This window comes from Streptomyces sp. CNH189 (assembly GCF_000527195.1).
Genome location: NZ_AZUS01000017.1, coordinates 111,654 through 135,133, shown reverse-complemented (window position 1 = coordinate 135,133; position 23,480 = coordinate 111,654). Strand labels below are relative to the sequence as shown.

Here is a 23,480-nt window from a genome sequence, read left to right as displayed (position 1 = left end):
GAATCCATACCGTCCGTTCATCCTGCCGCCGTCCCGGTCAGCAGCCCACGTGCCAGACCGCCTGGCGCGACTCCCTGCTGTCCTGAGATCGCCGCAAGCGCCGCTTCCGCTTCGGCAGTCACTCCTGGCCGTGATTCGAGCAGCTGGGCAAGCCCCCGCGCACTGGGGGCGGCGACGAACTCCGACATGTCCAAGGGGGCATTGAGAGCCTTGCGTAGGACCGCGAGTACCCGGGCAGCACCGAGGGAGTCACCACCCTGGTCGAAGAACGACGTCTGCCGGGCCACCGATTTCCGCAGTACGGCCTGCATGGCCAGCACGACGACCTCGGTGACCGGGGAGGCATCCTGCTGCCCGGCCACCGCGTCGTCCGGATCCGGCAGACCGACCAGATACTCCTCGACCATGGCCGACAGCGCCCGGGTATCCGCCTTGCCGCTGGAAAGCAGGGGGAGTTCGGGCACGCAAAGGACGACGGTCGGCACCATGTACCCCGGCAACACGGCCGACAGGTGCCTGCGTACCGCCTGCGGATCAGGCTCAGCGTCCGGTTGCACGACCAGGAAGGCCGCCAGGCCGCTTTGTCTGTGGTGGTCGAACGGCACCACGGCGCACTGCGCGACTCCCGTGCACTGCCGGGCCCGGGTCTCGATCTCCTCGGGTTCGATGCGGTGACCGCGAAGCTTGAACTGGGAGTCGCGGCGTCCGTGGATGCGTAGGAGGCCGTCATGGCCCCAGGAGGCGATGTCGCCCGTGCGGTAGAGCCTCCTGGGGCCTTGGCCGAGGTCGTGGTCGATGAATTGACCGGCGGTGAGGGATTCCGCACCGAGATAGCCGCGGGCCAGCCCCGCCCCGCCGATGAACAACTCGCCACGGCAGCCCGGCGGCATGGGTCGCAAGTGCCTGTCGAGCACGTGCAGTTCGGTGTGCGCGATCGGTGTGCCCACAGTGACCGGACCCGGCGTACAGCGCCAGATCGCCGACCAGACAGCTGTCTCGGTCGGTCCGTAAAGGTTGTATACCTCGTCGGCCGCGGTCAGTAGTCGATCCTTCAACTCCCGTGGCAGCGCCTCTCCCGTGCAGAGCGCGACCCTGGGCCGAACGGTGAGGTGGTCCAGCAACAGCCTCCACACACTCGGAGTCGCCTGGAGGACGGTCACCTGTGCGGCGGCGGCCAGTTCGGCGAGCAGCGTCGGGTCGGCGGCGGTGCGGTCGTCGGCTACCTCGACCGTGCCGCCGGCCACCAGTGGGGCGAGGAGTTCCGGCAGGGAGATGTCGAAAGTGGTGGCCGTTGAAGCGGCAACCACATCGCCAAGGCCCAGACCGGTCAGCCGGACAGCCTCGCGTACGACGTTGGTGAGTGCCTTGCGCCCGACCAGAACGCCCTTGGGCACACCGCTGGATCCGGAGGTGAAGAACACATAGGCGTCGGCGTCGCCCTGCACCGTGGCGGACTGCGGCGGTGTCTGGTCTGTGTCGGTCGCTATGGGCTCCACTCCTGCGGCGGTCAGGACAACGCTCAACTGCGCCAACTGCTCGATCAGCCGCAACCTCTCGGCGGGCAGCCGCTGGTCAAGCGGCACGTAGACGGCGTCCAGCTCAAGCACGGCCAGCAGCGCGGCCACTGTGTCCGTTCCACGCGGAATCCGCACTCCGACCCGCCGGCCGGGTCGCACGCCAGCAGCGGTGAGCGCGGTCTTGAACTCTGCGATCCGTTCCCGTAGCCGCCGCCCGGTCAGCGTACGGCCCCCGCAGCGCACCACAATCGTATCCGGGTCGGTATGAATGCGCGCCGTGATGTCATCAACGATGTCGCCCTGAATCTCCTCCTCGCCCAGGGCCCACCGGCTTTGGAGCTGATCCTCCCCGGGGAGCAGCAGCGGAACTTCACCGAGTCGGAGCATGGGATCCGCCGCCCACGCGGTGACGAAGGCGGACAACCGCTCGGCGATACGGCGTCCGTGATCCGGGGTGAAGAGCTCTGTGCTGAACTCGACCATTGCCGCGAGTCGGCCGTCGGCTTCCTGCCAAAACTCGACGGTGAGATCGAACGCGGCCCTGGCCGGGTCCACCCTGTGCTCCTCGGCCGTCACCCCGACAAGGTCCAGTTCGGCTCCCAGAGTGTTCTGCAGCACGCACATGACCTGGAAGAGCGGCGTACGGCCCGGCACCCGCGCCGGTGCGACCGCGCGCACGATGCGGTCGAACGGCAGCCGGCGGTGTACACACCCTTCGAAGAAGGAGTCCGCTGCCCGAGCGACGAGGTCGCGGAGCGTCAAGTCCGTCATCAACGCGACGCGGACGGGCAGGGTGTTGACGAAGAAGCCCACCAGCGGCTCGAACCTCTGGCCGGGCCGGTCGGCCACCGGTACACCGATCACCAGATCGTCCTGGTCAGCGATGCGAGCCAGATATCCGGCCAGTACGGAGTACAGCGCCACGAAGAACGTCGTGCCCTCCGCCGCTGAGACCTCTTTGAGACTCTCGGCCGTGCCCGCAGGCAGCAGCAACCGGGTACGGTCACCCGACCGGAGGGGTTTCGCAGGGCGCGGGTGGTCGTAAGGCAGGTCCAGTGCTTCAGGCGCGCCGCGGAGGGCCTCGCGCCAGTAGGCGGAAGCCTCTTCCTCGCTCCCGCCGTACGCCTCGACCTCGCTCTCCAATGCCGAGGCCACCTCTGCGGCGGACAGCGGCAACGGATCGAGCACGGTGGGATCGGCGGCAGCGCCCGGAGTGTAGAGCGCGCTGAGCTCCTGCGTCAGCACGTCCAGCGACCAGCCGTCGGCGACGAGGTGGTGCAGGCGCATCAGCAGCAGCGCGCGGTCGGCACTCTCACGCAGCAGGTGGACGGTGAACAGCGGTCCATGAGCCAGGGACATCGGCCGATCGGCCAGTTCTGCGCAGCGTGCCGCGACCGCGTCGGCGGAACCCGGTTCCTCGGCGGTGAGCACGCTGTGCGGGGCGGGCAGGATCAGCAGCCGCGCGCCCGCCTGAAACTGATCGCACACCGACCGCAGCAGCTCGTGCCGCTCCACGAGCGCCTGGAGGGCGCTGTCGAGAGCCGTCTCGTCCACCGGGCCGGTCAGCCACCAAGCTTGGCAGATCACATGGGTGGCGCCCATCTCCTCGTACTGGTCGAGGTACAACAGCCGCCGCTGCTCCGGCGTCATCTCCACGGCTGCCGTGTCCCGCCGGTCATCCATCCGTGGCTCCGGGCTGCCTGACCTCGTCGATCGCGACTGCGATCGACTTCACGACCGGGTTGCGCAGAATCACCTTGGGCGGGAGAGCCACCTGGAGGTCGCGCTTGATCCGGCTCTGCATCTGGAACGCCAGCAGTGAGTGGCCTCCGATTTCGAAGAAGTGGTCCTGGACAGTCACTCCTTCGATGCCGAGCAGTTGCTGCCACAGGCCGATCAGATAGGTCTCGGTCGGAGTCGTCCCACGGGACCGGGGCTGTCGGCGGTCCAGTTCTCCGTCCAGGATCCGGCGCAGTGCGTCGAGATCGCGTTTGCCGTGCTCGTTCGCAGGCATGTCCGGAAGGAGCACGAAGCGGCTCGGCACCATGAACTCGGGCAGGTTCCTGACGCAGTGGCCGCGAAGCCGGTCCGCCGAAGCATCGTCGTCGAGCACGACGAGCGCTGCGAGGCTGCGGTCCTCACCCTCGCCTTGAGGCAGGACGACGGCATGGTGGACGCCGGGGTGCCTGAGCAGCATCCGTTCCACCTCTCCGCACTCCACACGGTAGCCGCGGATCTTCACCTGGTCATCCGTTCTACCCAGGAACTCCAGGACCCCGTCGGCGGAATACCGGGCCAGGTCACCGGTGCGGTACCGACGGCCGGGTCCCGTTCCGGCCGGGCCGGTGAGGAACCTTTCGGCGCTCAGCTCCGGCCGGCCGAGATAGCCCCGGGCCACGCCCGGGCCCATCACATGGATCTCGCCCGTCTCTCCCGGGCCCACCTCACGCCCTTCGGCGTCCAGCAGCAGGACACTGACGTCGTCCAGCGGTCGGCCGATCGGGATGCTGGCGCGTTCGGTGTCAGCGAGGGTGACCTCGTGCGCCGTGCAGGCGGTGGTGATCTCCGCGGGACCGTAGAGGTTGAACAGCCGTCCTTCGAAACGGCCCGAGAGTATCGCCCGGCAGGTGGCCGGCAGGACGACGTCGCCGCCCACGTACAGCAGGCGCAACGCGGAAAAGGCGTCCGGGTCCTCACGCACCACATGGTTCGCGACCATGGTGGGCACCAGCATGGCGGTGATGCGCAGCCGCCGCAGCTCCTGCTGGAATCCAGCGGCCAGCAGCTCCGGCACGTCCGGCAGGACGACAACCTCCGCTCCGTGGCGCAGGGACTGCCACATCTCGAAGTGGAAAGCGTCGAAGGACAGACTGGATATCTGGCCCACCCTGTCGTCCGGCGTCAGATCCGGCAGGAAGGAATTGCATGCGAACGAAAGGATGTTGCGGTGCTCCAGCACGATCCCCTTCGGGGTACCGAGCGAACCGGAGGTGAAGAGCACGCTCGCCGCACCGTCCGACCGGGGTCGTCCTTGGGGAGCCGCCGAGGCCGGCAGCGCGCCGCTGTCGTATGCGATGACCTCCGCGCCGTGGGCGTCGAATCTGCCCTCCCAGCCGGGTTCGGTCAGCACCGTCTTCGCGCCGCTCTCGGCAAGCATCAGATCGCGCCGCGCGTCCGGATAGCGACTGTCGACAGCCACATATGCGGCACCCGTCTTGAGGATGCCGAGGATCACCGCGAGAACGTGCGCCGATCGGCTCATGTACATGCCGACCCGGTCCTCCTGGCCGACGCCACGCTCGACAAGAAGGCCCGCCACGGCGTCCGCCAGAGCACCGAGCTCGGCATAGGTCAGGGATTGCTCGGCGTCGGTGACGGCGGGGCGGTCAGCATAGCGCTGCACCGAGTCCTCGAAGAGCTCGATGAGCGTTGCTACGGGGTGTTCGGATGGTGTAGTCATCAAGCAGCCTCTCCCGCGGGCGTGTCGGTCCACTCGTCGTACGGTTGCCGAAGGAGAGCGGCCCAGTGGTCCAGGAGCACCTCGATCGTGTCGCGGTGCAGCCGGGAGGCGTCGAACCGGGCCTCGACGGAGTAGATCCCGGGGTCTGTCTCCACCAGACTCAGCAACAGATCCCAGTAGAAGTCGGACTCCGAGGGCAGGGTCACGGGCCGGACGGTCATCCTCTTCCCCAAGTCGATCGCCTGAGGCGGTTTGACCGCATCGAAGAAGACCCGTACTCCGGACTGTGGGCCGGTCGGCTCAGGATCCTCGTCCATCGCTCGTACGGCCATCGGCAGGGCGCCATGGCGTAGCCCCGCGATCAACGATTGCCGAGTGCGCCGGACGACGTCGTCGATCGTGTCCCCGACCTGCACCTCAGCTGGCACCGGCAGGCAGTGGCTGATCCGGCCGACGAGCCGCACGGTGTCGGCCGTCCGGTTGATGACGGGGAGCAGCGGTGCGAGCAGCGGATTGCCCGTGGCGCGGTACTGCGCCGTGGCTGCGGTGGCCAGAGCGACGGTGAGCGGGAAGGTGCCGTAGGCGCTCGCCGCCCCGAGGACGTTCGCGTCCGCCTCGGGACCCAGACTGCGCGTGAGAATCACCGAGGCAGGTTCAGTACCCGGGGCGGGTGGCGCGAGGATGCGGGACAGACGTGGTCGGCCCTCGCCGAGTTGGCGCCAGTACGAGTCGATGCGTTCGGCGGCCGCGGAGTCGGCCCACGAACGCTTCCACGCCTCGTGATCGAGCGCCTGGATGACGGGGGCGGATGGGGGGGCCACTCCTTCGCCGGTCAGGGCGCGGTAGTGAGCGGCGAGTTCGTCCAGCACGGTGGTGAATGCCGTGCCCTCCAGTACGAAGTGGTCCGACACCACGACGAGTCGCCGACGACTTGGTCCACGGAGGAGCACCAAGCGCAGGAAGTCGTCGCCGGACCAGTCGAAGCGTTCGGCCAGCGCCTCCTGGGTGGCGGCGACGAGTGCCTCCTCCTCGTCCGTAGCGATGTCCCGGACGACGGTGTGTCCCGCAGCGGGGGCCGGGCGCGGGGTCTGCCACAGCGTGCCGTCATCGCCCGGCGCGAACGCGGTGCGCAGGGCCTCGTGGTGGGACACGAGCGTCTGGGCGGCCCGCTCCAGTAGACCGGGGTCCAGCTCACCGATCACATCGAAGCACTCCCAGATGAGGAAGGGCGCCGGGTCCGGGTCCTGCGACTCGAGGCGGTACTGGCGCTGCTGGGCCTCCGTCGCGGGTGCCGTGCGTACCGGAAGCCGGGTCATGGGGGGCAGCTGCAGACTCATGTCAGAGGCCCGGATGCAGGCGTCCGTGAAGACGTCGAGCCGACGGGCGGCCAGCAGTTCGGTTGCCGGTACCTCGTAGCCGAGCGCCTTCGACACGCGCGCGGACAGCCGAACGGCGTCGAGCGACTTGGCGCCGAGGTCGAAGATGTCGTCGTGCAGGTCGACCTGTCGACCGAGCAACCGTGCCGCCTCCCTGCGCACCAGCGCCGCGACGGTCCCCCGGGCGGACCGGTCGGCGAAGGACGCGGACTCCGCCTCCGCCGTATCGTGCGCTTCCCACGTGTCCATAGTGTTTACCGTGTCCATGGTTCGTTTCTGTGTCGTACGGCGAGGGTCAGTGATAGTCGGGTAGCACGTCGACGAGTTGATCGGCGTCCGCGTCCGCCCAGCGGCTCGGCTCGAACTCCAGGACGTCCACCTCGGCGACGCCCTCCCTGACGAGCGGGTCCTGGCGCGCCAGCTCCTCGACGGAGCCGCTGTCGCAGCGGGCACCGATGATCAGGCCGCCCCGGTAGGAGGTACCGCGCCCGGAGACCAGGAACTCACCCGAGGCGTAGTGCTCGTCCAAGAAGGCTTGATGGCGGTCGATGAGCCCGGGGACCGACGAGGGCGGGACGGCGTAGCGCAGTTTGATGACGTACATCGGGCGACACCTTTCGGCCAGGACGGTGGTGGAACGTCGCCATCTCCGGTCGGCCGGGTACCGACCCCTGATGGCTTCTGATCAGAATTGCCGAAAACGCGATCGGGAGGGCTGAGTTGACGAATCTGGACGATCAGCCGGGAGCAGCTCCGAAGCCAGATGTGCTCCAGGTGAGCGCTCGGTTGGCCCGCTCCTGGGATGTGCCGACGCCTGCGGCCGAACTCGCGGAGTTCCGGCATGTCTGGACCGGCAGCGACGCGGAGGCGGTGCCTCGTCGTTCTCGTCCACTGCCGCCGTGCCCCGGCCTGGGCAACCTGCTGCCTGGTGCACTGCGCTGTGCCCAGGCACTCGGCTATACGGTGACGCAACGCGCCCTGCCCGGTACCTGGGCCGCCGTGGCCGGGTTCACCTGCCGTGAACACGCCGCGATCATCGTCAACCCCGACCGACCCGGCTCCGCGTCCTATGGGGACGGCCGGCTGCTCGTGCGGGCCGAGCTCGCGCTGAACCTGCTGCATGAACTGGCCCATGCCGTGGACCCGGTCGACCATGTCTTCGCTCACCCCGGGCCGCCGCGTCCCGGTGAACGACGGGAGGCACTGCTGGCCGAGGCGGTGGCCTGTCTGGCCGCGGAGACACTGGCCGCCCGGTTGGGGGCAGGACCGGCCGGCGGTGGACAGGCGCGGTATCTCGCCTCCCTGCTGCACCCTACGGAACCCCTGACGATCGACGAGGAGGCGGGCGTGCGCACGCGGGCCGATGAGGCGGTGCGGCTGGTGGTCCTGGCTCATGAGGCAGAGCCGTGGTGCCCGTCGGACGGTGTGCGCCAGGCGAATCACGCCCTGTGTATCGGTGGGCACACCTTCGAGGTGAACTGCGGTGCGGCGGCCCACGGCGGCGAACCGCCCCATGAGGCGGCCGCCGCGGCCGCGCACTGGAGTCGCCTTCGCGTCGCCGAACTGGCCCACGGCAACACGCCGGTGACCGGCTGACCGGGCGAGGGCGTGCGGGCCGACGCACGGCCGGCCCGCACGTGGATCACTCCTCCTCGGCGGGAATGACGATGACGTCCATGGAGGCACCTCCCTTCGCAAGTGCTCCGGCATGCCGGAGTTGACGGGCGAGTCCTGGCCGCCGACCGACTGATCGGGGTCAGCTGCCAGGCGTTCAGGGGTGCCGTCAGACCTCGGCGGATAGTGCATCTTGCACCGGCGACGGGTACAGCGGAGCCCGGCACGGCTTGGTGATGCGCACGTCGGCATAGGTGTGCCTGCCCTGCCCGGCGTCAGGGAGCTTGGTCAGCCTGAACTTCTCGAACTCGATGGTGGAGTCCGTACCGACCACGATTTCCGGCAGCCGGGTGGGATGGACGCCGATGCGAACCTGCATCTTCTTCAGGTATTCGATCTGCTTGATGATGCAGTAATTGCAATCGAGACAGGTGGGAATGTTCTCCGACCAGGCGAACCAAGAAGAGGTCGCCTCCAGCTTGCGGCTACCCGACGGCAGAGTGAGCAGGTTGTAGTTACTGACGAGTTCGTGAAGGTAGACATTCCCTCGAGTCAGCATACGAATGAAATTGATGTCACCGGTCGTACCCCGCTCCAGTACCACGCTGCCGTTGGCGACGCCGAATTGGTAGCCGAGCGCCACGAGGACATCCAGATTGCGCGGGGCGCCGAGGTCGTGCACCCAGCAGTCGAGTCCATGCAGCCATGCCCCAGCACAACTCGTCTTGTGGAAGGTCTTGACGCCGAGTGCGTCACAGAATTCGATGAGCTGGTTTTCTATGGGGAGCTCGATCTTCTTCCGCTTCTTCGCGTCGTGAAGCCCACCGAGGACAAGCAGCCCTGTGTGCTCGGCTGCAACCTCGCTCAGCCGACGCAGAGTGGCCGGGTCGTCGTTCCGGTTGCGGATGATCGGACGAGTGAACACGAGGGTGTTCGGGAAGATCTGCTTGATGGCGGCGATGAACCGGACCCGGTTGCCGAAGGAGATCCCGCCCTCGTCCAGCCCGGTCAAGGAGTAGAAGACCACGACCTTGTCCACATGTGCGACGCCACGCAACTTCTCAAGGACCGCGTCGTCATAGCCGGCCTTGGTGAAGATGGCGATCGGAGCCCGGTGCGCGGTGAGGGACTCCAGCTTTGCGACCGTGTTGTCTATCTGCTCCGGAATGAAAGGGTCCCCGTAGGTGTCGTTGACTGAGACGGGAACTTCCCGGGTCCAGTTCTGCGCAGCGTCCCCAGCATCGCTCTGCATGGGATCGATCTGAAAGGCGTCCGCAGAACCGAAGGGAACATCTTCGCCTGAAAGGACCACAGATCCAACAATCTCAACATCGACCGGACTGCTCGGCTTCATTCGCCGACTCCCCCTTATGAGCCCACTGAAACCCGGGTTGAAAGAGCTCTGCAGCATGACGTGAGTGCACGTTTTGTTGATCCAACGTACGTGTTGATGGGGGGGAGCATGTAAGCCATCGAGGCGGGGGTGGCTGTATCTGTTCGAAACGTGGCCTAGATTGATCGATCCCTGGCTTGTTGTGTCGAGTCACCGGTAGCGTTCCCTCGGCCTGAGCGATGCGGTGATCAAGCGGGGGTGGTCTTCGGTGGCAACGTGCGACGGGGTGCTGTCTGACGGGGAGGGCACAGTTCTGTGAGCTCCCGGACCGAAGCTGTCAGCACCTTCACCAGCGAGGACGTCTACCGCGCCCAGCAGGCGGTGTACCGCACCGGATCCGGACCGGACGCCCGCGAGGTGCTGCGTGATGCCGTCACCCGGCTCAATCCCGGTGATCTGCTGGAAGTAGGCTGCGGCGAGGGGGAACTCTCTCAGGCTGCCATGGCTCACGGTCACCGTGTGGTAGCGGTGGACGGCTCAGAGCGGATGGTGGAGCTGGCCCGGGCCAGGGGGGTGGACGCCCAGGTTTCCTTGCTTCCGACGCTGCCTTACCCCTCGGACTCCTTCGACCTTGCCGTCGCGGCCTGGGTGCTCCATTACCTGACGGATGAACAGGTAAAACTTTCGCTGCGTGAGTTGGCCCGCGTAGTCCGCCCGGGTGGCAACCTGATCTTGGCCACCAACTCCGACCGCCATATGGCAGAGCTCTGGGCTCGTCTTCCCTCCGCGCGCTACCGGCTGACGTTCCCCGCGGAGCGCGCCTCGGAACTGCTCTCGTCCGTCGGGGCGCACGCACAGATCACTGAGGTTGAGGGGACCGTCGTCTTCCGTGACGACGCACAGGCCAGGCAGTTTCTGCGGAACCAGGTCAGACCGGCGAGCGCGGTGGATCGTATGACACCCATCGAGGGCAGCTTGACCGTCACCCGCCGGGCAGCCGTGATCGTCGCGGAGTTCCCCCGGTGACAGCCCGGGCGCGCCTTTGGTGGTTCGGGCCGATGGTGCCGGCCCTGGAACCGATGTGGCACAAGGGACTGATCCTTCATCCGGTTCGCAGCACCGGGGGCGTCACCTGGCTTGCCGATGGAACGGGCGTACAGACGGCGAGGCTGGCTGATCCGCTGCGGCAGAGCGAAGCCCCTGAGGCGCACGACAGCGAATTGTGGGCGCTGGAGCGTGGTGGACCGGTCCCCGACGCGGGGCTGCGATCCGCAACACGCGGAGTGGTGCTGTGGGGGCGTCCGGACAGCCGGCTGCTGCCGCTCGTCGACCGACTCCGCGATCAGGGCCTGGCCGCAGGGCTGCGCGCCGACCTGGTGCTCGGCCGCACGGAGGAGGAGGCCGGCGACCGGGCGGAGCGGTACAGCGACAGCTACGACCCCGACGAGGCCGCGGCCGAAGCCCTGCTCGGAGCACTCGCCAAGCCGCAGAAGGGCGAGCCGGGCCGCGGCGTACCCCGGGGCAGCTACCTCGTCGACCGGGGCACCACCTGGGTGGGGCCCGGCTCCCCGGGAATCGCCGGTGGCCAGTGGTCCTTCACGCTCATCGGCACACCCTCCGTCGTGGGGGCCGCGCTCACCGGGTTGCTGGACCACGGCGTGGGGTTGTGCTGCCTCGGCGGCTCCGCGGCGGAGGCCGAACTGCTGCCCGGCCTGATCGAGCGGATCGAGGCCGGATGATCGGTCATGCCCCCGCCCCGGTCAGTTGCTGCCAGTGCACTTCCCTCCGGTCCGTCGTGGTGAGCGGATCTGCGATCAGCCCCCGGCGGGCCGGGACCTCGGCATCGGCCTCGAACTCGTACAAGAGCACGGCGCCGTTGGGCACCGTGTGGCCGGCTCGCCGCAGCAGCGGCAACGGGTGCGCGCTCCAGGAGGGTTCCAGTGCCATCCGGGCCGCCATTATCGCCTCCCCGTGGCTCACGGCAATCAGGGCACCGCTGCGCAGGCCGGCCAGTGTGGCGGCAAGCCAGCCGCCGACCCGGTCGCGGACCTCCCGCAAACTCTCACCACCCTCCGGTCGCCAGCCCCACGGGTCCGCTCGCGCCTGCCTCCGGGCCTCCGCGCGCCGTTCGTCCACCGCGTCGCCCTCGGCTCCCTCGAACCACCTGCCCCAGGCCCGTTCCGCGAGAGGCGGGCACGGTTCCACGACTCCGGCCAAGCCGAGCAGCGCTGCCGTTTCCCGCGCCCGCTCACTGGGGGAAGAGCACACTGCTGTCACGTCGAGCCCGAGGCCACGCAGCCACCGCCCGCACGCCCGCGCCTGTTCGCGGCCCACTTCGGTGAGCCCCGCCGACGTCCCGTCGACCGGGGAGGGCAGTGCATGGGTGTTGTGCGCACACTCGCCGTGTCTGACCATGATCAACTGTCGGACACCGCGCACATCCACCCCCACCAGGAACATTGCAAGGAGAAACCGCTGTGGAGCAGTCTGGCACGATGCCCGCGCTGGTGGCCCAGCGCATCTACGACTTCGAGCCAGTGCCGGCGACCCTCGTCGGCGACGTCCTGTACTCCGACCAGGAGTACTGGCGCCATGCCGGCAGACGGCGCTACTTCTGGCTGCTGGAGGAAGACGTCCAGCTCGTCTACGAGCCCTTCGGATGGCGGGGCGAGTGGTATGTGGACCTGGTCTCCTTCGAGCGCGTGCAGTGGAACGAGCTGCCGCTGTTCACGGTGCGGGACCAGTACCTGGACGTGGTGGTCGAAGGCATGGGTCCCACCTACCGGCTGATCGACCTCGACGAGGCGGCGGAGGCTCTGCTTTCGGGCGAGCTGAGCGCTCCCGTACTGGCTCGGGCCATGGTCAAGGCTCAGCGATTCATCGACAGGTACCTGCACCGCGGCGCGGTGTTCCCGCCGCCTGCCCTGCACGGCCTGTTCGACGCCGATCACTGCTACCCGGACTGGTCGCGGCAGCCCGTGCGGCTAAGAAGCTGAGCCGCTCCCTTTCAGCGGAAGGCCGTCCCGCATGAACATCGTGCCGCCCGCCGCGGAACCGTTCCTGCGGCCCTTGTTCGCCACGAACGACGAAGCGTGGCCTGCAAGCGACCTCTCGTTGGACAAGGCGGTACTCGACGCCCTCAAGGAAACCAAGTCCGCCTACACCGTGCTACAGGCATGGGCGGCCCGAGCACTGCCGCTCGGGCCGGAGGCCCGGGCCGAACTGGACCGGCTTCGCACCCGCGAGGCCGTCCTGGACCGTGAACTCGCCGCGGCCTCCAGCTGTCTCACGGAGGCCGGAGTCGAGCACCTCCTGCTGCGGGGCCACGCCCTGGGCACTCGATACCCGGCAGGGCAGGTACGCCAGTACAACGACGTCGACCTGCTCATCCGTGAAGGCGACGCGCTACCGAGCGCACTCACCGCGCTGCGGTCCCTCGACTACTACACAGCACGGCCCATGGTGTGCCGACGTGACGGGGCCGGACTGTGGGCGGGTGTGGCACTGAACCGTCGAGTCGAGGGGCTCGGTCACCCGATGTACCTCGACCTCACCACGCTCGGTCCCGGACTGGACCGCGCGAGCGCCGTGTCGCTCCCCGCAGATGCCTGGGCGGGGCTGCGGGAACTGCCGGTCGGCGGGGCCCGCGTGCCGGTTCTCGACACGACGTGGCAGGCCGTGGTGTTCGCCGTGGAACTGGTCGAACGCGGAGACAAGTTCATCTTCCGGGACCTGCTCGACCTGCTGGCCCTGGACCGCGGCGGAGCCTACTGGGACGCCGTCGTCGCGGCGCTCGCCGGAGCACCCGCGGCAGTCGTCGCCTTGGCAGAACTGCACCGCATCGCGCAGGAGGCCGGAATACCCGTACGGACGGCCCCGGTGCCGCGACCGCCGTCACACGGCCTCGGTACCGCGGTGTCGACGCGAAGCCGCCGCGCGGCCGTCGCAGCGCTCGACCACGTCATCGCCCGGTTGCGCGGGAAGAACAAGGCCCGGGCCCGTCGGCTCGTCGAACTCTTCCCCGTGCGGCCATGGTTCGCGCTCGGCCTCCCGGTCTTTGTGCTGCCGCCTGCCGCCGACCGGCAGGTGTCCGGCGGTGCGGTACTCCGCGGCGTCGGCCTGCCGGACCACCGGGCGCTGGTCTATCCGCTGGTGCCGCCCGGATACTCCCGGGCCGCCTTCGCCCCACCGGCCGAGGAGCACATATGACCGTCATCCAGCACGACGCCTGGGCCCGGCTGTGGCTGGCCGAGCTCGAACGCCGCACCGACCGTTCGCCGCAGGACGCCTCGCTCATCCGCGACCGACTGGCCCGTGCGCGCGAGCGCACAGAAGTGCTCCACGCACGTGCCCGAGACGGCTCGGAGGCTTTCGCGGGCATGGCCGAGCACCGGCACCCGCTCACCGGTCAAAGGGAGATCGTGCTCAGCCATCTGGCGGCGGAACGCCCGTCAGCGCTGCGGGAACTGCTGGCAAAGCTGCCCGTCGGCGGTCAGGCCGCCGCACTCGAGACGGCCGGCGTACCCGGCGACGAGATCGCCGCCATCATGCGCCAGGCGTCTTTCCAGCCGCACGTCCTGACCCTCCGGCACCGCACAAATCCTCAGGCGCCAGTTCCGAAAGGGCCGTTGGACATCCATGTCGCGCGCACCGCGGAACACGGCTTCGTCTATGACTGCCTGGCGACGGCGCTGGGGCGCGGGCTGTATGACGAGTCGACAGTCACCGACCTCCGGGAGTGGGCACGCTCCAAGTTCGAGCTGACCGGTACGTCCGTCTGCCTGGTCGGCACCCTCGACGGCCGACCGGTCTGTCACGGCCTCGGTATCCCGCGGCCGGACCGTTACAGCGGCGGCAAGGTGCTGTACGTCGTGGACGTGTTCGTGGTCCCCGAGGAGCACTCCCGTGGCTTCTCCCGGATGGTGTCGGCCGCGCTGCTGCGCCGGGCGGCCGAGCGTGGTCACCAGGTCCTCGAGAGTGATCTGGTCATCGGGCCGAACAGCGACAAGCTCCTCGACGGCCTGCGGGACGCCGGCTGGGTCGCTGACCGGCTGCGCTGGCGCCGGGCGGCGACGGGGGTGGACCGGTGACCCCAGAGCCTTCCGCCGTGCATACGTCCCCACCTGCAGCCTGTCTGGTAGCGCAGACTCTGGAACCGCTTATCGTCCAGCTGGCCTCGGGCCGCGCCCCGACGCCGGGCACGCCCTGGCTGATCATGATTCATGCCCCCGGCGAGAACCGCACCGGTAACAACTACTGGCAGGCACAGACCGCACGCCGGCTCGCCTCGGCCGGAATCACCGTGGCCCGCTTCGACCTGGCCGGATACGGGGAGAGCCTCGCGGACCAAAACGTGTCCGTCTGGGACCGCCAGATCGCCGAGGCGGTGTCGACCGCACGGTCCTACGACGCGTCCGCCGTCCATGTGACGGCCCGCGGGCTGCACGCCGCGCTGCTGCCGGACTCGGCGCCCGGGCTGCGGGTGGCCGTCTTCCCTCCTGAGCCGCAGGACCTCGACTGGTGGCGGCAGAACGCCGGCCGGTCCGGGACGTGGGAGGCCCGATCCGACGCACCGGCCGACGAAGTGGCCTTCTGGGCCGCATGCGGCGTTGAGACCAATCTCCTCGGCGGGCTGACCGCGCCCATCGGCGTACTCGACGAACTCGTCCGACGGATGTGCTCCTCCGAGGCTGCCCCCGGATGGGACCTCACGCTCTGCACTGAGGAGGGCAGGACCGCCGACCCCAGCCGGATGATCGCCGGCCGCCATGGTCTGGCACGGCTCGAGGCCGACCGGCACGGCCTGCAGGCCGTGCTGCACAACGCGCTCATGATGTGGCCCCGGCAGCCGGGTCCGGAAGGAGCAGAATGATGGCACGCGGACGGCTGATCGCGGTGAGCGGCGTGGACGGCAGCGGCAAGTCCACGCTCGTCTACGGGCTGGCCCGACGTCTGACCCAGCGGGGCCTGACCGTCCGGTCGCTTCCTGCGCTGAAGCCTCGCGGCGAATCTCCGGTCGGTTGGGCCCTACGGACCCCGTCGGCAGGTGGAGGGGAGACTCTGGAGCGCTGGATCGCCGGGTACTTCACCCTCGTACTGGCGTCGAACGCCGCAGAGGTGGTGATCCCCGCCCTGGACCGTGGGGAGTGGGTGATCGCCGACCGCTGGGCTCTCGACCATGTGGCCAACCAGCGATCGTTCGGCATCGAATTGGACGAGTGGACCGCCTGGCTGAAGGTGGTGCCGCAGCCAGACCGCCATCTGCTGGTGGATGTCCCGCCGGATCTGGCCGCGCAGCGCATCGCCGGCCGCGGCAAGGACCCCGGTGTCGGCCACGGTCACGACTTCCTCACCCGGTGCCGCGGCCACATGCTCGAACTCGCCCGGGAAGGTACCTGGGGCCAGGTCACCGTGCTCGACGGATGCGCGGACGAGGTGTCGCTGCTCGATGCGGCCGAGACGGCCGCCCTGTCTGGGGAGGAGCGATGAGCGCGCCCGGAGTCGTCACCCTCGACGGGCCCAACGGTGTGGGCAAGACCGCCGTGGCCCGTGAACTGGCACGGGAACTGGGCTGGGCCTGGCTGTCGATCGGCATGGTCTACCGGGCGCTGGCGGCGGCTGCCGCCGAGCTCGCCTCGCCCCTCCACCTGCGGTGGGAAAAGGCATCGGACGGCGGCCTCGACCCGGTGGTCGAGGTGGCGGGGACGGCATTTCGCGAAGCGGATCTCACCGCCGAACACTTCGGCTCCGCCGCTTCCCGGCTCGGCGCGGATTCCGCCTGGCAGGCCAAGGTGAACCGGGTACTGCTTGCCGCGGCAGCTGACCGCGGCGTGGTGGCGGAAGGCCGGGCGGGCCAGGAGATCTTTCCGGATCCGCTGTTGGCGGTCTTCCTCTGGGCCGACGCCGAGGAGCGGGCGGCGCGTGCGGCAGCGGTCAGCGGCGTTGCGTACGACCCCGAGCGTGAGCGCCGCGACCGGACGCGCGCGGCGGAGCCCCTCCGTGTCAGACCCGGTTGCCTGGTGTGGAACTCCACCCGGCTCACCATGGAGATCACTGTCGCAGCGCTGGCCCGGAGAGTGCGGACCGTCCGGGGCGAGCGGGAGTTCACCATCGCGGTGACCGGGTTGCGGGGTGAGCACCGCGGTGGCGGACTGCGCTGCGTGCCCGGAGACCATCCGGCCGACGCATTCCTCACCGTCCCGCCCGGCGGGGGCGACGCCGAGCGGCTGGCACTGGCCGAGGCTCATGCGCCGATCCTGCGGTACGGCAGCGACATCGTCACCGTGGGCCGCGTGCCCAGCCGGCGGGGGGACGCCGTACTCGACGCCGTGAGCTGGCCGGCCAACCGTCAGCTCAGGGCGCGCTGGCTGCTAGACCACGGGCACTTCGCCGTCCCCGCGGAGGTACTCGCCCTGGCTGACGCAGACTGGACCGCGGCCACCGACGGCCTGGGCGCGAGGCGTCCCAGCGCACTCGCGGCACTGCAGGACGCGTGGTGGCTGCCCTGCCCGGCCACGGCCCCTGCGGCCGGTCCCGCGACGACGCCGGACACGGGGCATGCCCAGGCGGACCTGGACGCCGTACTGCGGCAGCCGCGTCCGGGAGACACGACGACACTGCTGTTCGACCTGAAGGGCCATCACGATGCCCGGGCCGCCCTCTGGCTGACCGCGGCCGCCCCCGACGCCCTGACCGACTTCGTGCAGCGGGAGTGGGGAGGCAGCCGATGACCGGCGAGCGGGAAGTCGTCCGCGAGCAGTTGTGGAACGGTCCCCCGGGACGACGCTGCCTCGTCGTCATAGACCGCCCGGCGACTCGGGAGCCGACGGGTACCGTCTGCCTGGCGCACGGCCTGACCGGCGATCGATCCGGGCCCCAGGAGTTGCTCGCGCAGCTCTCAGCGGACTTGTGCGCCCGGCTGGGCGTCCGCGTCATCCGGTTCGACATGACGGGTTCGGGCGACTCCGAGGGCGACTTCGCCGACACCCGCTTCAGCGGCATGGCCGAGGACTTCGTAGGCATCGCCAGGGCGTTGTGCCGTCCGGGCGAGCCGCTTGTGTGTGCCGGGATCAGCATCGGGGGGGTGCCCGCCGTCATGGCTGCTCATCGGCTGACCCGGGCCGGTGGAGCCGACGGCCCTCGACCCACCGGAGTACTGCTGCTGTCGAGCGACCTGATCCAGGGCGTGCGCTTCGCGACCGAGGGAGTGACGGCCATCCGGGGCGGGGAGTTCCACCTCCCAGCAGTGTTCTTCCGAGAGCGCGAGAGCATCCGTCCCCGCGACCTAATGCTGGAAACCGGGCTGCCGTTCCTCCTCTGCTACGGCGCGGCCGACGACAAGGTGGCCGGCGAGTCGGCTTGGTTCGCCGAGCACGGCGGGACGGTCGAGGCCATAGCCGGCGACCACCTCTTCGAGAGCGTTGCCGCCCGGCGCGTACTGGCGAGTGCCTGTGCGGACTTTCTCAGATCCGCCTTCTCCCTCTCCCCATCAACCAGCGACGTCCGGGAGGATGCGCGATGACCCTCACCTTGTGTCTGATCGTCCGTAACGAGACCGCCTATCTCCGTGGCTGTGTGGAGTCCGCCCGGGACTTCGTCGACCAAGTCGTCATCGTCGACACCGGCTCGACCGACGGCACCGTGGATATGGCCTGGCAGCTCGCTGACACGTTCTGCGAGGTCCCGTTCGACGGCGATTTCTCAGCTGCCCGCAACGAGGCGCTGGTACGCGCGGACGGAGACTGGATCCTCTTTCTCGACGCCGACGAGCGCATGATCGACGGCGAGGCTCAGCGGCTGCTGGGGCATCTCAAGGAAGTCGGCCCCGATGTTCTGGGACTGCGCCTGCTGCGCTACAACTTCTTCGCCACCGGCGGCTTCTACACCGGCCGGGAGCTGAAGGTGTTCCGCAACCTCCCGGAGATCGAGTACCGGCGCAAGATCAACGAATCCGTCGCAGCCAGCATCACGGACGCGGGGGGCAAAGTGGAACCCACGCCGGTGGTGATGAACCATTTCGGGCACTGCCGACCGGTCGCCGAGCGTGACGAGAAGGCGTACCGCTACCTGTCCCTGATGGATCGCCAGTTGCGGGACAGCCCCAAGGACGCCGTGCTGGTCGGCTACAAGGGCCTGATCATGCGCACCCTGGGTCGCTTTGAGGAGGCGGAGGACCACTCCAACCGTTCGGTCGCCCTTGATCCCTCCTCCGCCACCGTCTGGCTGTTCCGCGGGCACGTGCTGCGCTCGCTGGGCAAGGACGGAGAAGCCCTGGAGGCGTATCTCAAGGGCCTGAGCGTGGCGCCCGAAAACGCCGCGCTGCACAACATGGCGGGCGTACAGCTCGCCGCACTGGGCCAGCACGCGGATGCGGCCGAGAGCTTCCGTACCGCCCGTCATCACGACCCGCAACTCCTGCACACGGACATCAATCTGGGACTTCTCGCCCAGGCCAGCGGCGACTGGGCTGGTGCGGCCGAGCTGATGCGCAGGGCGGGCGCGGCCAACCCCGGCTTCTACCACGACGAGTGGGCGGGACGCGCGGAGCGTGATCCGTTCCGTGCCTTCTATTACGAGACCGTTCTGGGCTACGCCGGTCTCGGTTACCACATCGGCTACTGCGAGCAGCGCGTGAGCGGCACCGTACCGCCGTCGGGCCGCTGACGGGATGGAGAGGCGACGGCAGATGACGACCCAAAGCGCCGCGGAATTCGACAAGATCGCGCGGGAGTACGACGAGTCGCGCGGCGGTACTGCGCGCGCGGAGGGCTTCGCCGAGCAGTTGGCACCGCTCCTCGATCCCGACCGGGTGCTCCTGGACGTGGGCATCGGGACGGGCATCGTCGCTGCGGAGCTCGTGCGGCGGGGCATCCCCACCGTCGGTGTCGATCTGGCGCCGGCCATGCTCTCGCTGGCTCGTCGTCGGCTCGGTGCCGCAGTCGCCGTGGCCGACGCGGCCCGGTTGCCCATCCGTTCGGGCTCGGTGGCCCAGGCCGTCTCGACGTGGCTGTTGCATGTGGTGCCCGACCGTGCGGCCGTCTTCCAGGAGGTGGCGCGGGTTCTGGAGCCCGGCGGCCGGTACTACGTGATTCCGGCTCGTGGCCAGCGGCCGACGGACGAGATCGGCGTCGTGGTCAACGAGTTGGAGGATCTCCTCGATCCGCAGCGGAGCCGACAGGACGGCCCGGAGGAACTTGCACCGACCGCTGAATCCTGTGGGTTGAGCTACCTCGGTCCCTTCGGTCAGCGAACCAAGGTCTTCGAGGAGTCCCCGGAGGACATGGCGCAGGCGCTGTCCGCCGGCCTGTTCTCCGGTTCGTGGACGGGCGGCGCCAAGGCCGCGGAGGCGACCGAGAGCGCCTGCGCGAAGCTGCGCGCGCTGTCCGACCCGGGCCGGCCGCGCAAGAGGGAGGTGGTGGACGCGGTCCTCGTCTTCGAACGGGTGCGGGACGTATGAACTGCCGCACCGCAGTCATCGGCCTCGATGGGCCTGGTTCTGTCGAGCGTCCGTACGAGACCGACTCAGGAGGATCATATGTCCCCGGCGCTCGCCTACTCCTGGTTCCTGCCGCTCGGCCCCGATGTGCACCACATCGGCACATGGCCGGCCGAGTGTGGCACTCCGTCGCTGGACCGCCTCGTGGACATCGCGGTCACGGCCGAAGCGGCGGGTTGCCAGGAGATGCTGGTGCCCACCAGCTTCCACAACGACCTGGAGACGTTCACCACTGCCGCTGCCGTGCTCGGGCGCACCTCGCGGATCGGGATGCTGCTCGCCGTACGCCCGAACCAGTTGCATCCTGTGCAGGCGGCCGCGGCGGTCTGCGGACTGGAGGCCCTCTTCCCCGGTCGGATCCGGCTCAACATCACCACCGGCGGCTGGGCTGAGGACCGCTGGCTCGGGGACTTCGAGAGCAAGGAGGTCCGTTCGGACCGACTCGAGGAGTGGCTGGAGGTGCTGCACGAGGTGCTTTACGCGGACACCCCGGTGCGCCACAAGGGCCGGTTCTACGAGGTGGATGGCGCAGCTCTGCACCGCCGGCCCGAGCGCCGCATCCCGTTGGCGATGTCGGGCTCATCACCCCGGGCACGGGAGATTCTGAGCCGCTTCGGTGACGAGTACCTGATGTTCGCGGGGCCCCTGCCGAAAGTGGCCGCCGAGGTGGAAGCACTGCGGGTCACACCTGGCATAGGGACAGCAATTCGGGTGACTTTGCGCACTCATCTGGTGGTGCGGGAGGACGAGGAGGAGGCGTGGGCGGCGGCGGCGGAGATCGTCTCGCGGGTCCAGCCGAACGTCCGGGCGACGATCCGAGCCCAGCGTCCGGACGCGCGGTCCCAGCGAGCCGGACAGAACGAACTGGCCGCAGGGGACGACCTTGTCGTGGGCCCGAACTTGTGGGCAGGGATAGGCACCGGCCGCTTCGGGGCGTCCGTCGCGATCGTCGGCACTCCCGCCCAAGTCACTGACCGCCTGCTGGAGTTCCGCTCAGCCGGCGTCAACGGGTTCATTCTGTCCGGCTACCCCAAGCTGGAGGAGGCTCGCGTCCTGCAGCGGCTGCTGGTGCCGGAACTGCTCGGCCGTGGGCTCGCCCCCGACTCAGCGGTAGTCGCCCGGCCCGTGTAGGAGAGCGACCATCTCGGGGTGGGCCAGGGGTGTGCCCGAGGCTCGTACGGTCTCGGGCACCGGCACCTGGGTGACAACTCCGCGGGCGTCCACCAGCCGCTCCAGATCATCGCGATCATGGGTGTGCAGGACCTGGATGGGGATGTCGAGCGCCAGCCGCTCCGCTGCCAGGTTGCCGGTCAGCAGAGCGACCCAGGCCGCATAGCGCCCAACCAGGCTCTTGGCCACCAACTCGGGATCCTCGTCCTCCTCCAGGACCCGCCCCAGGTGCTCGGCCACGGTGTTGCTGAGGAATCGCATGACCGTGTGGAACAGCTCTACCGGCTCCTTGAGCCCCAGCAGCTCATCCGGCACCGCAGGTGACGCACCCAGTCCCGTGAGCAGGTCGGCCAGTGCGTCGCGCAGGTCGTCGCCTGTGGTGACCAGGGGGTCGACGAGGACGAGCGTGCGCGGGGCGGCACCATGTTCGGCCAGATCGGCGGCTACGTGTACGGCGAAGAGAGCACCGTTGCAATTGGCTATCAGGGCACCGTACGGCCCGCCTCCGGCATGCTCACGTGCTACGGCCGCGGCCCGCGCGGCAATGTCGACGGGGCCGTCGCCAGTCACCCCGGCCAGCGGATCGATCCGCAGCACCGGGGCGGTGGAGTCACTCGGAAAGGCGGTCTCGAAGGACATTTCGGAGGCAAGCCCGGTGAATTCGATCAGCAGAACGGTCTCAAAGCTGGTCGGCACGCACGCTCTCCTCGGTGTCAATGACAGGTTCGGCCTTGCGTCCGGGCATCTGTGAATGCTTCGGCTCCTCTTGCTCTTCCGCCTCCTGGGGCCGGGTAGCGATCGCCCACCGGACGGCGGGGGCGGTTCCGACGGCGAGGGCGGCGAAGATCAGGGTCATGAGCAGCCATCCGGCGATCTCGACGCTCTCCATCAGGGCGGTGAGAGCGACCGGTCCGATCACGGACTGCACGGTGTATCCGATCGAGAACACCGCACCGTACTCACCCTGGCTGTGCCGCGGGGAAAGCCCGTACTGAAGGCCCCACTGAGCCGAGGAAGTCAACAGTTCGCCGACAGTCAGCAGCACTGTGGCCACGATCAGCAGGGTGAGAGCCAGGGATATGGAGTCGCCCAGCGCAGAGACTCCGATGACGGCACACGACAGTGCCAGTGCAATGCTGCCGTGACGCAGCTTATGGCCAGCCCCCTCAGGCGTGTCCGCGCCCTTACTGGCGCGTACTTGGAAGAACACGACTAGGACTGTATTCAATCCGATCAGCCAGGCCGCCATGGGGCGAGGCGCCTCGGTCTGCGCCACGATCCACAGCGGAAGCGCGAGAGTGAGGATGGTGTCGCACACTGCGGTGAGCCCGCACAGGAAGGAGATCAGGACGAACGGACGGTCCCGCAGCGCAGTGTTGCCCCGGAGGGAACTCTCGCTCTTAGAGGGCTTTCTCACCTGCAGCCGCGGCAGCAGAAGCATTAGCGTGCTGTTGGCTGCGGACACGGCAGCGAAACCGTAGAACAGCCACAAATAGGCGGTCTTGGTGTCCTGCGCGATGGCGAGACCTGACAGCGCAACACCAACCGTCATTCCGATATTGATGACACTGCGGTTGTACGCGAACAATCGGACGCGTGCCTCTGAGTCGAGAAGCTGCCCGATGTATGCCATCTTGCCCACGGCACCCGCTCGTTCGGCGATACCAAGGAGGATCATGATGGCGATGTAGCCGCTGAAGGACGTGACCTTCGTGGCGATCAGGAGCAGTGGCGCCTGGAGGAAGCCGGTGAGGACGGCCATCTCCCGGGTGCCGATCCGGTCAGTGAACCGACCGGCGACCGGAGCGGCGAGCATCCAGACGACAGCAGCCAGAGTGACGCCGAGTCCTACCTGAGATACTGACAGCCCAACGATCCGGTGGAAGTAGATGGGAGTACCGGAGGAGAAGAATCCAAATCCCGTGCCGTAGAGCGCAGTGGAGAGCGCAAGGACACGCGGTGGTCCCGGATCAGGCAACAGTCGGGAGAGCCGTCCTTCGGGCTTCTGCGCTGGCGTGGACCCGCCACCCTCGGTCATACGTTCCCTACCCCCTCGCGAGCTCCACGGAGACATCCGGCCACAGATCGCACAGGCTAGCGACGAGCTTCTGAACCCGGCAGCAAATACCCCAGATCTTGGCTGGTTCTGGCCCATCGACCGACGCAAGCGCACCGGTGCCGGGTTCGCTTGGCCGTGCGCCCCACTATCGGTCTCGTCGAGTGCGTGCTCCCATTAGCCTGGTTCTCCGCGCGGGCTGCCGCTATGTGCCGTTCCCACACCTCAGCGTGGACGGTCCGCAACGGAAGACCGTGCCGCACCGCCTCATCCACCACCCAGTCGAGCACTCAAAGAGCCTCTCCAGGCCGTCGGCACGCACGACTGGTCGAGCGTCTGCAGATCCACTTCAGCCTCGGAGGCCCGAAGAAGGCGTGGGAAGGCCCCGCCCCCCGTGCACTGCCCGCCATCCCCACGCTCCGAACGGTGCAGGCCCCAGCACGGGCGCTGTCATCCTTC

At 68.6% G+C, this 23,480-nt stretch carries 21 protein-coding genes; 13 read left to right on the top strand and 8 right to left on the bottom strand.

All coding sequences use genetic code 11. The annotated features are described in order from the left end of the window. Nucleotides 1-17: 17 nt before the first annotated feature. The 4 genes from B100_RS0122830 to B100_RS0122815 are packed head-to-tail and all read right to left on the bottom strand — an operon-like array spanning nucleotide 18 to nucleotide 6,957. Nucleotides 18-3,200, bottom strand: a complete 3,183-nt coding sequence (locus tag B100_RS0122830) for a non-ribosomal peptide synthetase (RefSeq protein WP_024886731.1) — start codon at nucleotides 3,198-3,200, stop codon at nucleotides 18-20. Next, nucleotides 3,193-4,977 (bottom strand): non-ribosomal peptide synthetase, encoded by a 1,785-nt coding sequence (locus B100_RS0122825; RefSeq protein WP_024886730.1) that lies wholly within the window; start codon nucleotides 4,975-4,977, stop codon nucleotides 3,193-3,195. Before B100_RS0122825 ends, B100_RS0122830 begins: the two co-directional genes overlap by 8 nt. Then, entirely contained in the window at nucleotides 4,977-6,602 is a 1,626-nt protein-coding gene (locus tag B100_RS0122820; RefSeq protein ID WP_158686742.1) for a condensation domain-containing protein, read from the bottom strand. The genes B100_RS0122825 and B100_RS0122820 overlap by 1 nt, the downstream gene beginning before the upstream one ends. Nucleotides 6,603-6,648: 46 nt before the next feature. Next, nucleotides 6,649-6,957, bottom strand: a complete 309-nt coding sequence (locus tag B100_RS0122815; protein ID WP_024886728.1) for a YciI family protein — start codon at nucleotides 6,955-6,957, stop codon at nucleotides 6,649-6,651. A gap of 116 nt (nucleotides 6,958-7,073) precedes the next feature. Between B100_RS0122815 and B100_RS36575 the strand changes: the two genes are divergently transcribed. Further along, nucleotides 7,074-7,949 (top strand): hypothetical protein, encoded by an 876-nt coding sequence (locus B100_RS36575; RefSeq protein WP_158686741.1) that lies wholly within the window; start codon nucleotides 7,074-7,076, stop codon nucleotides 7,947-7,949. A 187-nt stretch (nucleotides 7,950-8,136) separates the two neighbouring features. Here the strand turns inward: B100_RS36575 and B100_RS0122805 are convergent, their stop codons facing one another. Beyond that, a complete protein-coding gene (locus B100_RS0122805; protein WP_024886726.1) occupies nucleotides 8,137-9,321 on the bottom strand; it encodes a hypothetical protein in 1,185 nt (394 codons plus the stop codon). A gap of 294 nt (nucleotides 9,322-9,615) precedes the next feature. Between B100_RS0122805 and B100_RS34905 the strand changes: the two genes are divergently transcribed. Both B100_RS34905 and B100_RS0122795 read left to right on the top strand, forming a co-directional pair. Next, complete coding sequence (locus B100_RS34905; RefSeq protein ID WP_024886725.1) at nucleotides 9,616-10,326, top strand: class I SAM-dependent methyltransferase; 711 nt, start codon at nucleotides 9,616-9,618, stop codon at nucleotides 10,324-10,326. Nucleotides 10,327-10,586: 260 nt separating this feature from the next. Beyond that, entirely contained in the window at nucleotides 10,587-11,039 is a 453-nt protein-coding gene (locus B100_RS0122795; protein ID WP_024886724.1) for a hypothetical protein, read from the top strand. A gap of 4 nt (nucleotides 11,040-11,043) precedes the next feature. Here B100_RS0122795 and B100_RS34900 read toward each other — a convergent pair whose 3' ends face one another. Further along, nucleotides 11,044-11,760 (bottom strand): histidine phosphatase family protein, encoded by a 717-nt coding sequence (locus B100_RS34900; protein WP_024886723.1) that lies wholly within the window; start codon nucleotides 11,758-11,760, stop codon nucleotides 11,044-11,046. A 17-nt stretch (nucleotides 11,761-11,777) separates the two neighbouring features. On the opposite strand from B100_RS34900, the gene B100_RS0122785 reads away from it, so the two are divergent. From B100_RS0122785 to B100_RS34130, 10 genes are all read left to right on the top strand, one after another. Beyond that, nucleotides 11,778-12,296, top strand: a complete 519-nt coding sequence (locus B100_RS0122785; protein ID WP_158686740.1) for a ribonuclease FAU-1 family protein — start codon at nucleotides 11,778-11,780, stop codon at nucleotides 12,294-12,296. A gap of 31 nt (nucleotides 12,297-12,327) precedes the next feature. Continuing rightward, a complete protein-coding gene (locus tag B100_RS0122780; protein WP_024886721.1) occupies nucleotides 12,328-13,509 on the top strand; it encodes a nucleotidyltransferase family protein in 1,182 nt (393 codons plus the stop codon). Then, complete coding sequence (locus B100_RS0122775; RefSeq protein ID WP_024886720.1) at nucleotides 13,506-14,390, top strand: GNAT family N-acetyltransferase; 885 nt, start codon at nucleotides 13,506-13,508, stop codon at nucleotides 14,388-14,390. Before B100_RS0122780 ends, B100_RS0122775 begins: the two co-directional genes overlap by 4 nt. 125 nt (nucleotides 14,391-14,515) lie before the next feature. Then, nucleotides 14,516-15,172, top strand: a complete 657-nt coding sequence (locus B100_RS0122770; protein WP_024886719.1) for a hypothetical protein — start codon at nucleotides 14,516-14,518, stop codon at nucleotides 15,170-15,172. Next, nucleotides 15,172-15,789, top strand: coding sequence for an AAA family ATPase (locus B100_RS0122765; protein ID WP_024886718.1), 618 nt, complete (start codon nucleotides 15,172-15,174; stop codon nucleotides 15,787-15,789). The genes B100_RS0122770 and B100_RS0122765 overlap by 1 nt, the downstream gene beginning before the upstream one ends. After that, on the top strand, nucleotides 15,786-17,030 hold the full coding sequence (locus B100_RS0122760; protein ID WP_024886717.1) for a (d)CMP kinase: 1,245 nt from the start codon (nucleotides 15,786-15,788) through the stop codon (nucleotides 17,028-17,030). The genes B100_RS0122765 and B100_RS0122760 overlap by 4 nt, the downstream gene beginning before the upstream one ends. Next, on the top strand, nucleotides 17,027-17,821 hold the full coding sequence (locus B100_RS0122755; protein ID WP_024886716.1) for an alpha/beta fold hydrolase: 795 nt from the start codon (nucleotides 17,027-17,029) through the stop codon (nucleotides 17,819-17,821). The genes B100_RS0122760 and B100_RS0122755 overlap by 4 nt, the downstream gene beginning before the upstream one ends. Continuing rightward, entirely contained in the window at nucleotides 17,818-18,963 is a 1,146-nt protein-coding gene (locus B100_RS0122750) for a glycosyltransferase (RefSeq protein WP_024886715.1), read from the top strand. The genes B100_RS0122755 and B100_RS0122750 overlap by 4 nt, the downstream gene beginning before the upstream one ends. Nucleotides 18,964-18,985: 22 nt before the next feature. Then, nucleotides 18,986-19,756, top strand: a complete 771-nt coding sequence (locus B100_RS34895; protein WP_024886714.1) for a methyltransferase domain-containing protein — start codon at nucleotides 18,986-18,988, stop codon at nucleotides 19,754-19,756. 78 nt (nucleotides 19,757-19,834) lie between these two features. After that, nucleotides 19,835-20,926 carry an LLM class flavin-dependent oxidoreductase gene (locus B100_RS34130; protein WP_037723274.1) on the top strand — a complete coding sequence of 364 codons (1,092 nt, stop codon included), beginning with the start codon at nucleotides 19,835-19,837 and terminating at the stop codon, nucleotides 20,924-20,926. Here B100_RS34130 and B100_RS0122735 read toward each other — a convergent pair. Together B100_RS0122735 and B100_RS0122730 are read right to left on the bottom strand one after the other, a co-directional pair. Beyond that, nucleotides 20,900-21,661, bottom strand: a complete 762-nt coding sequence (locus B100_RS0122735; protein WP_024886712.1) for a hypothetical protein — start codon at nucleotides 21,659-21,661, stop codon at nucleotides 20,900-20,902. The two genes, B100_RS34130 and B100_RS0122735, sit on opposite strands and share 27 nt — an antisense overlap. Beyond that, entirely contained in the window at nucleotides 21,645-23,003 is a 1,359-nt protein-coding gene (locus tag B100_RS0122730; protein WP_158686739.1) for an MFS transporter, read from the bottom strand. Before B100_RS0122730 ends, B100_RS0122735 begins: the two co-directional genes overlap by 17 nt. Nucleotides 23,004-23,480: the final 477 nt, after the last annotated feature.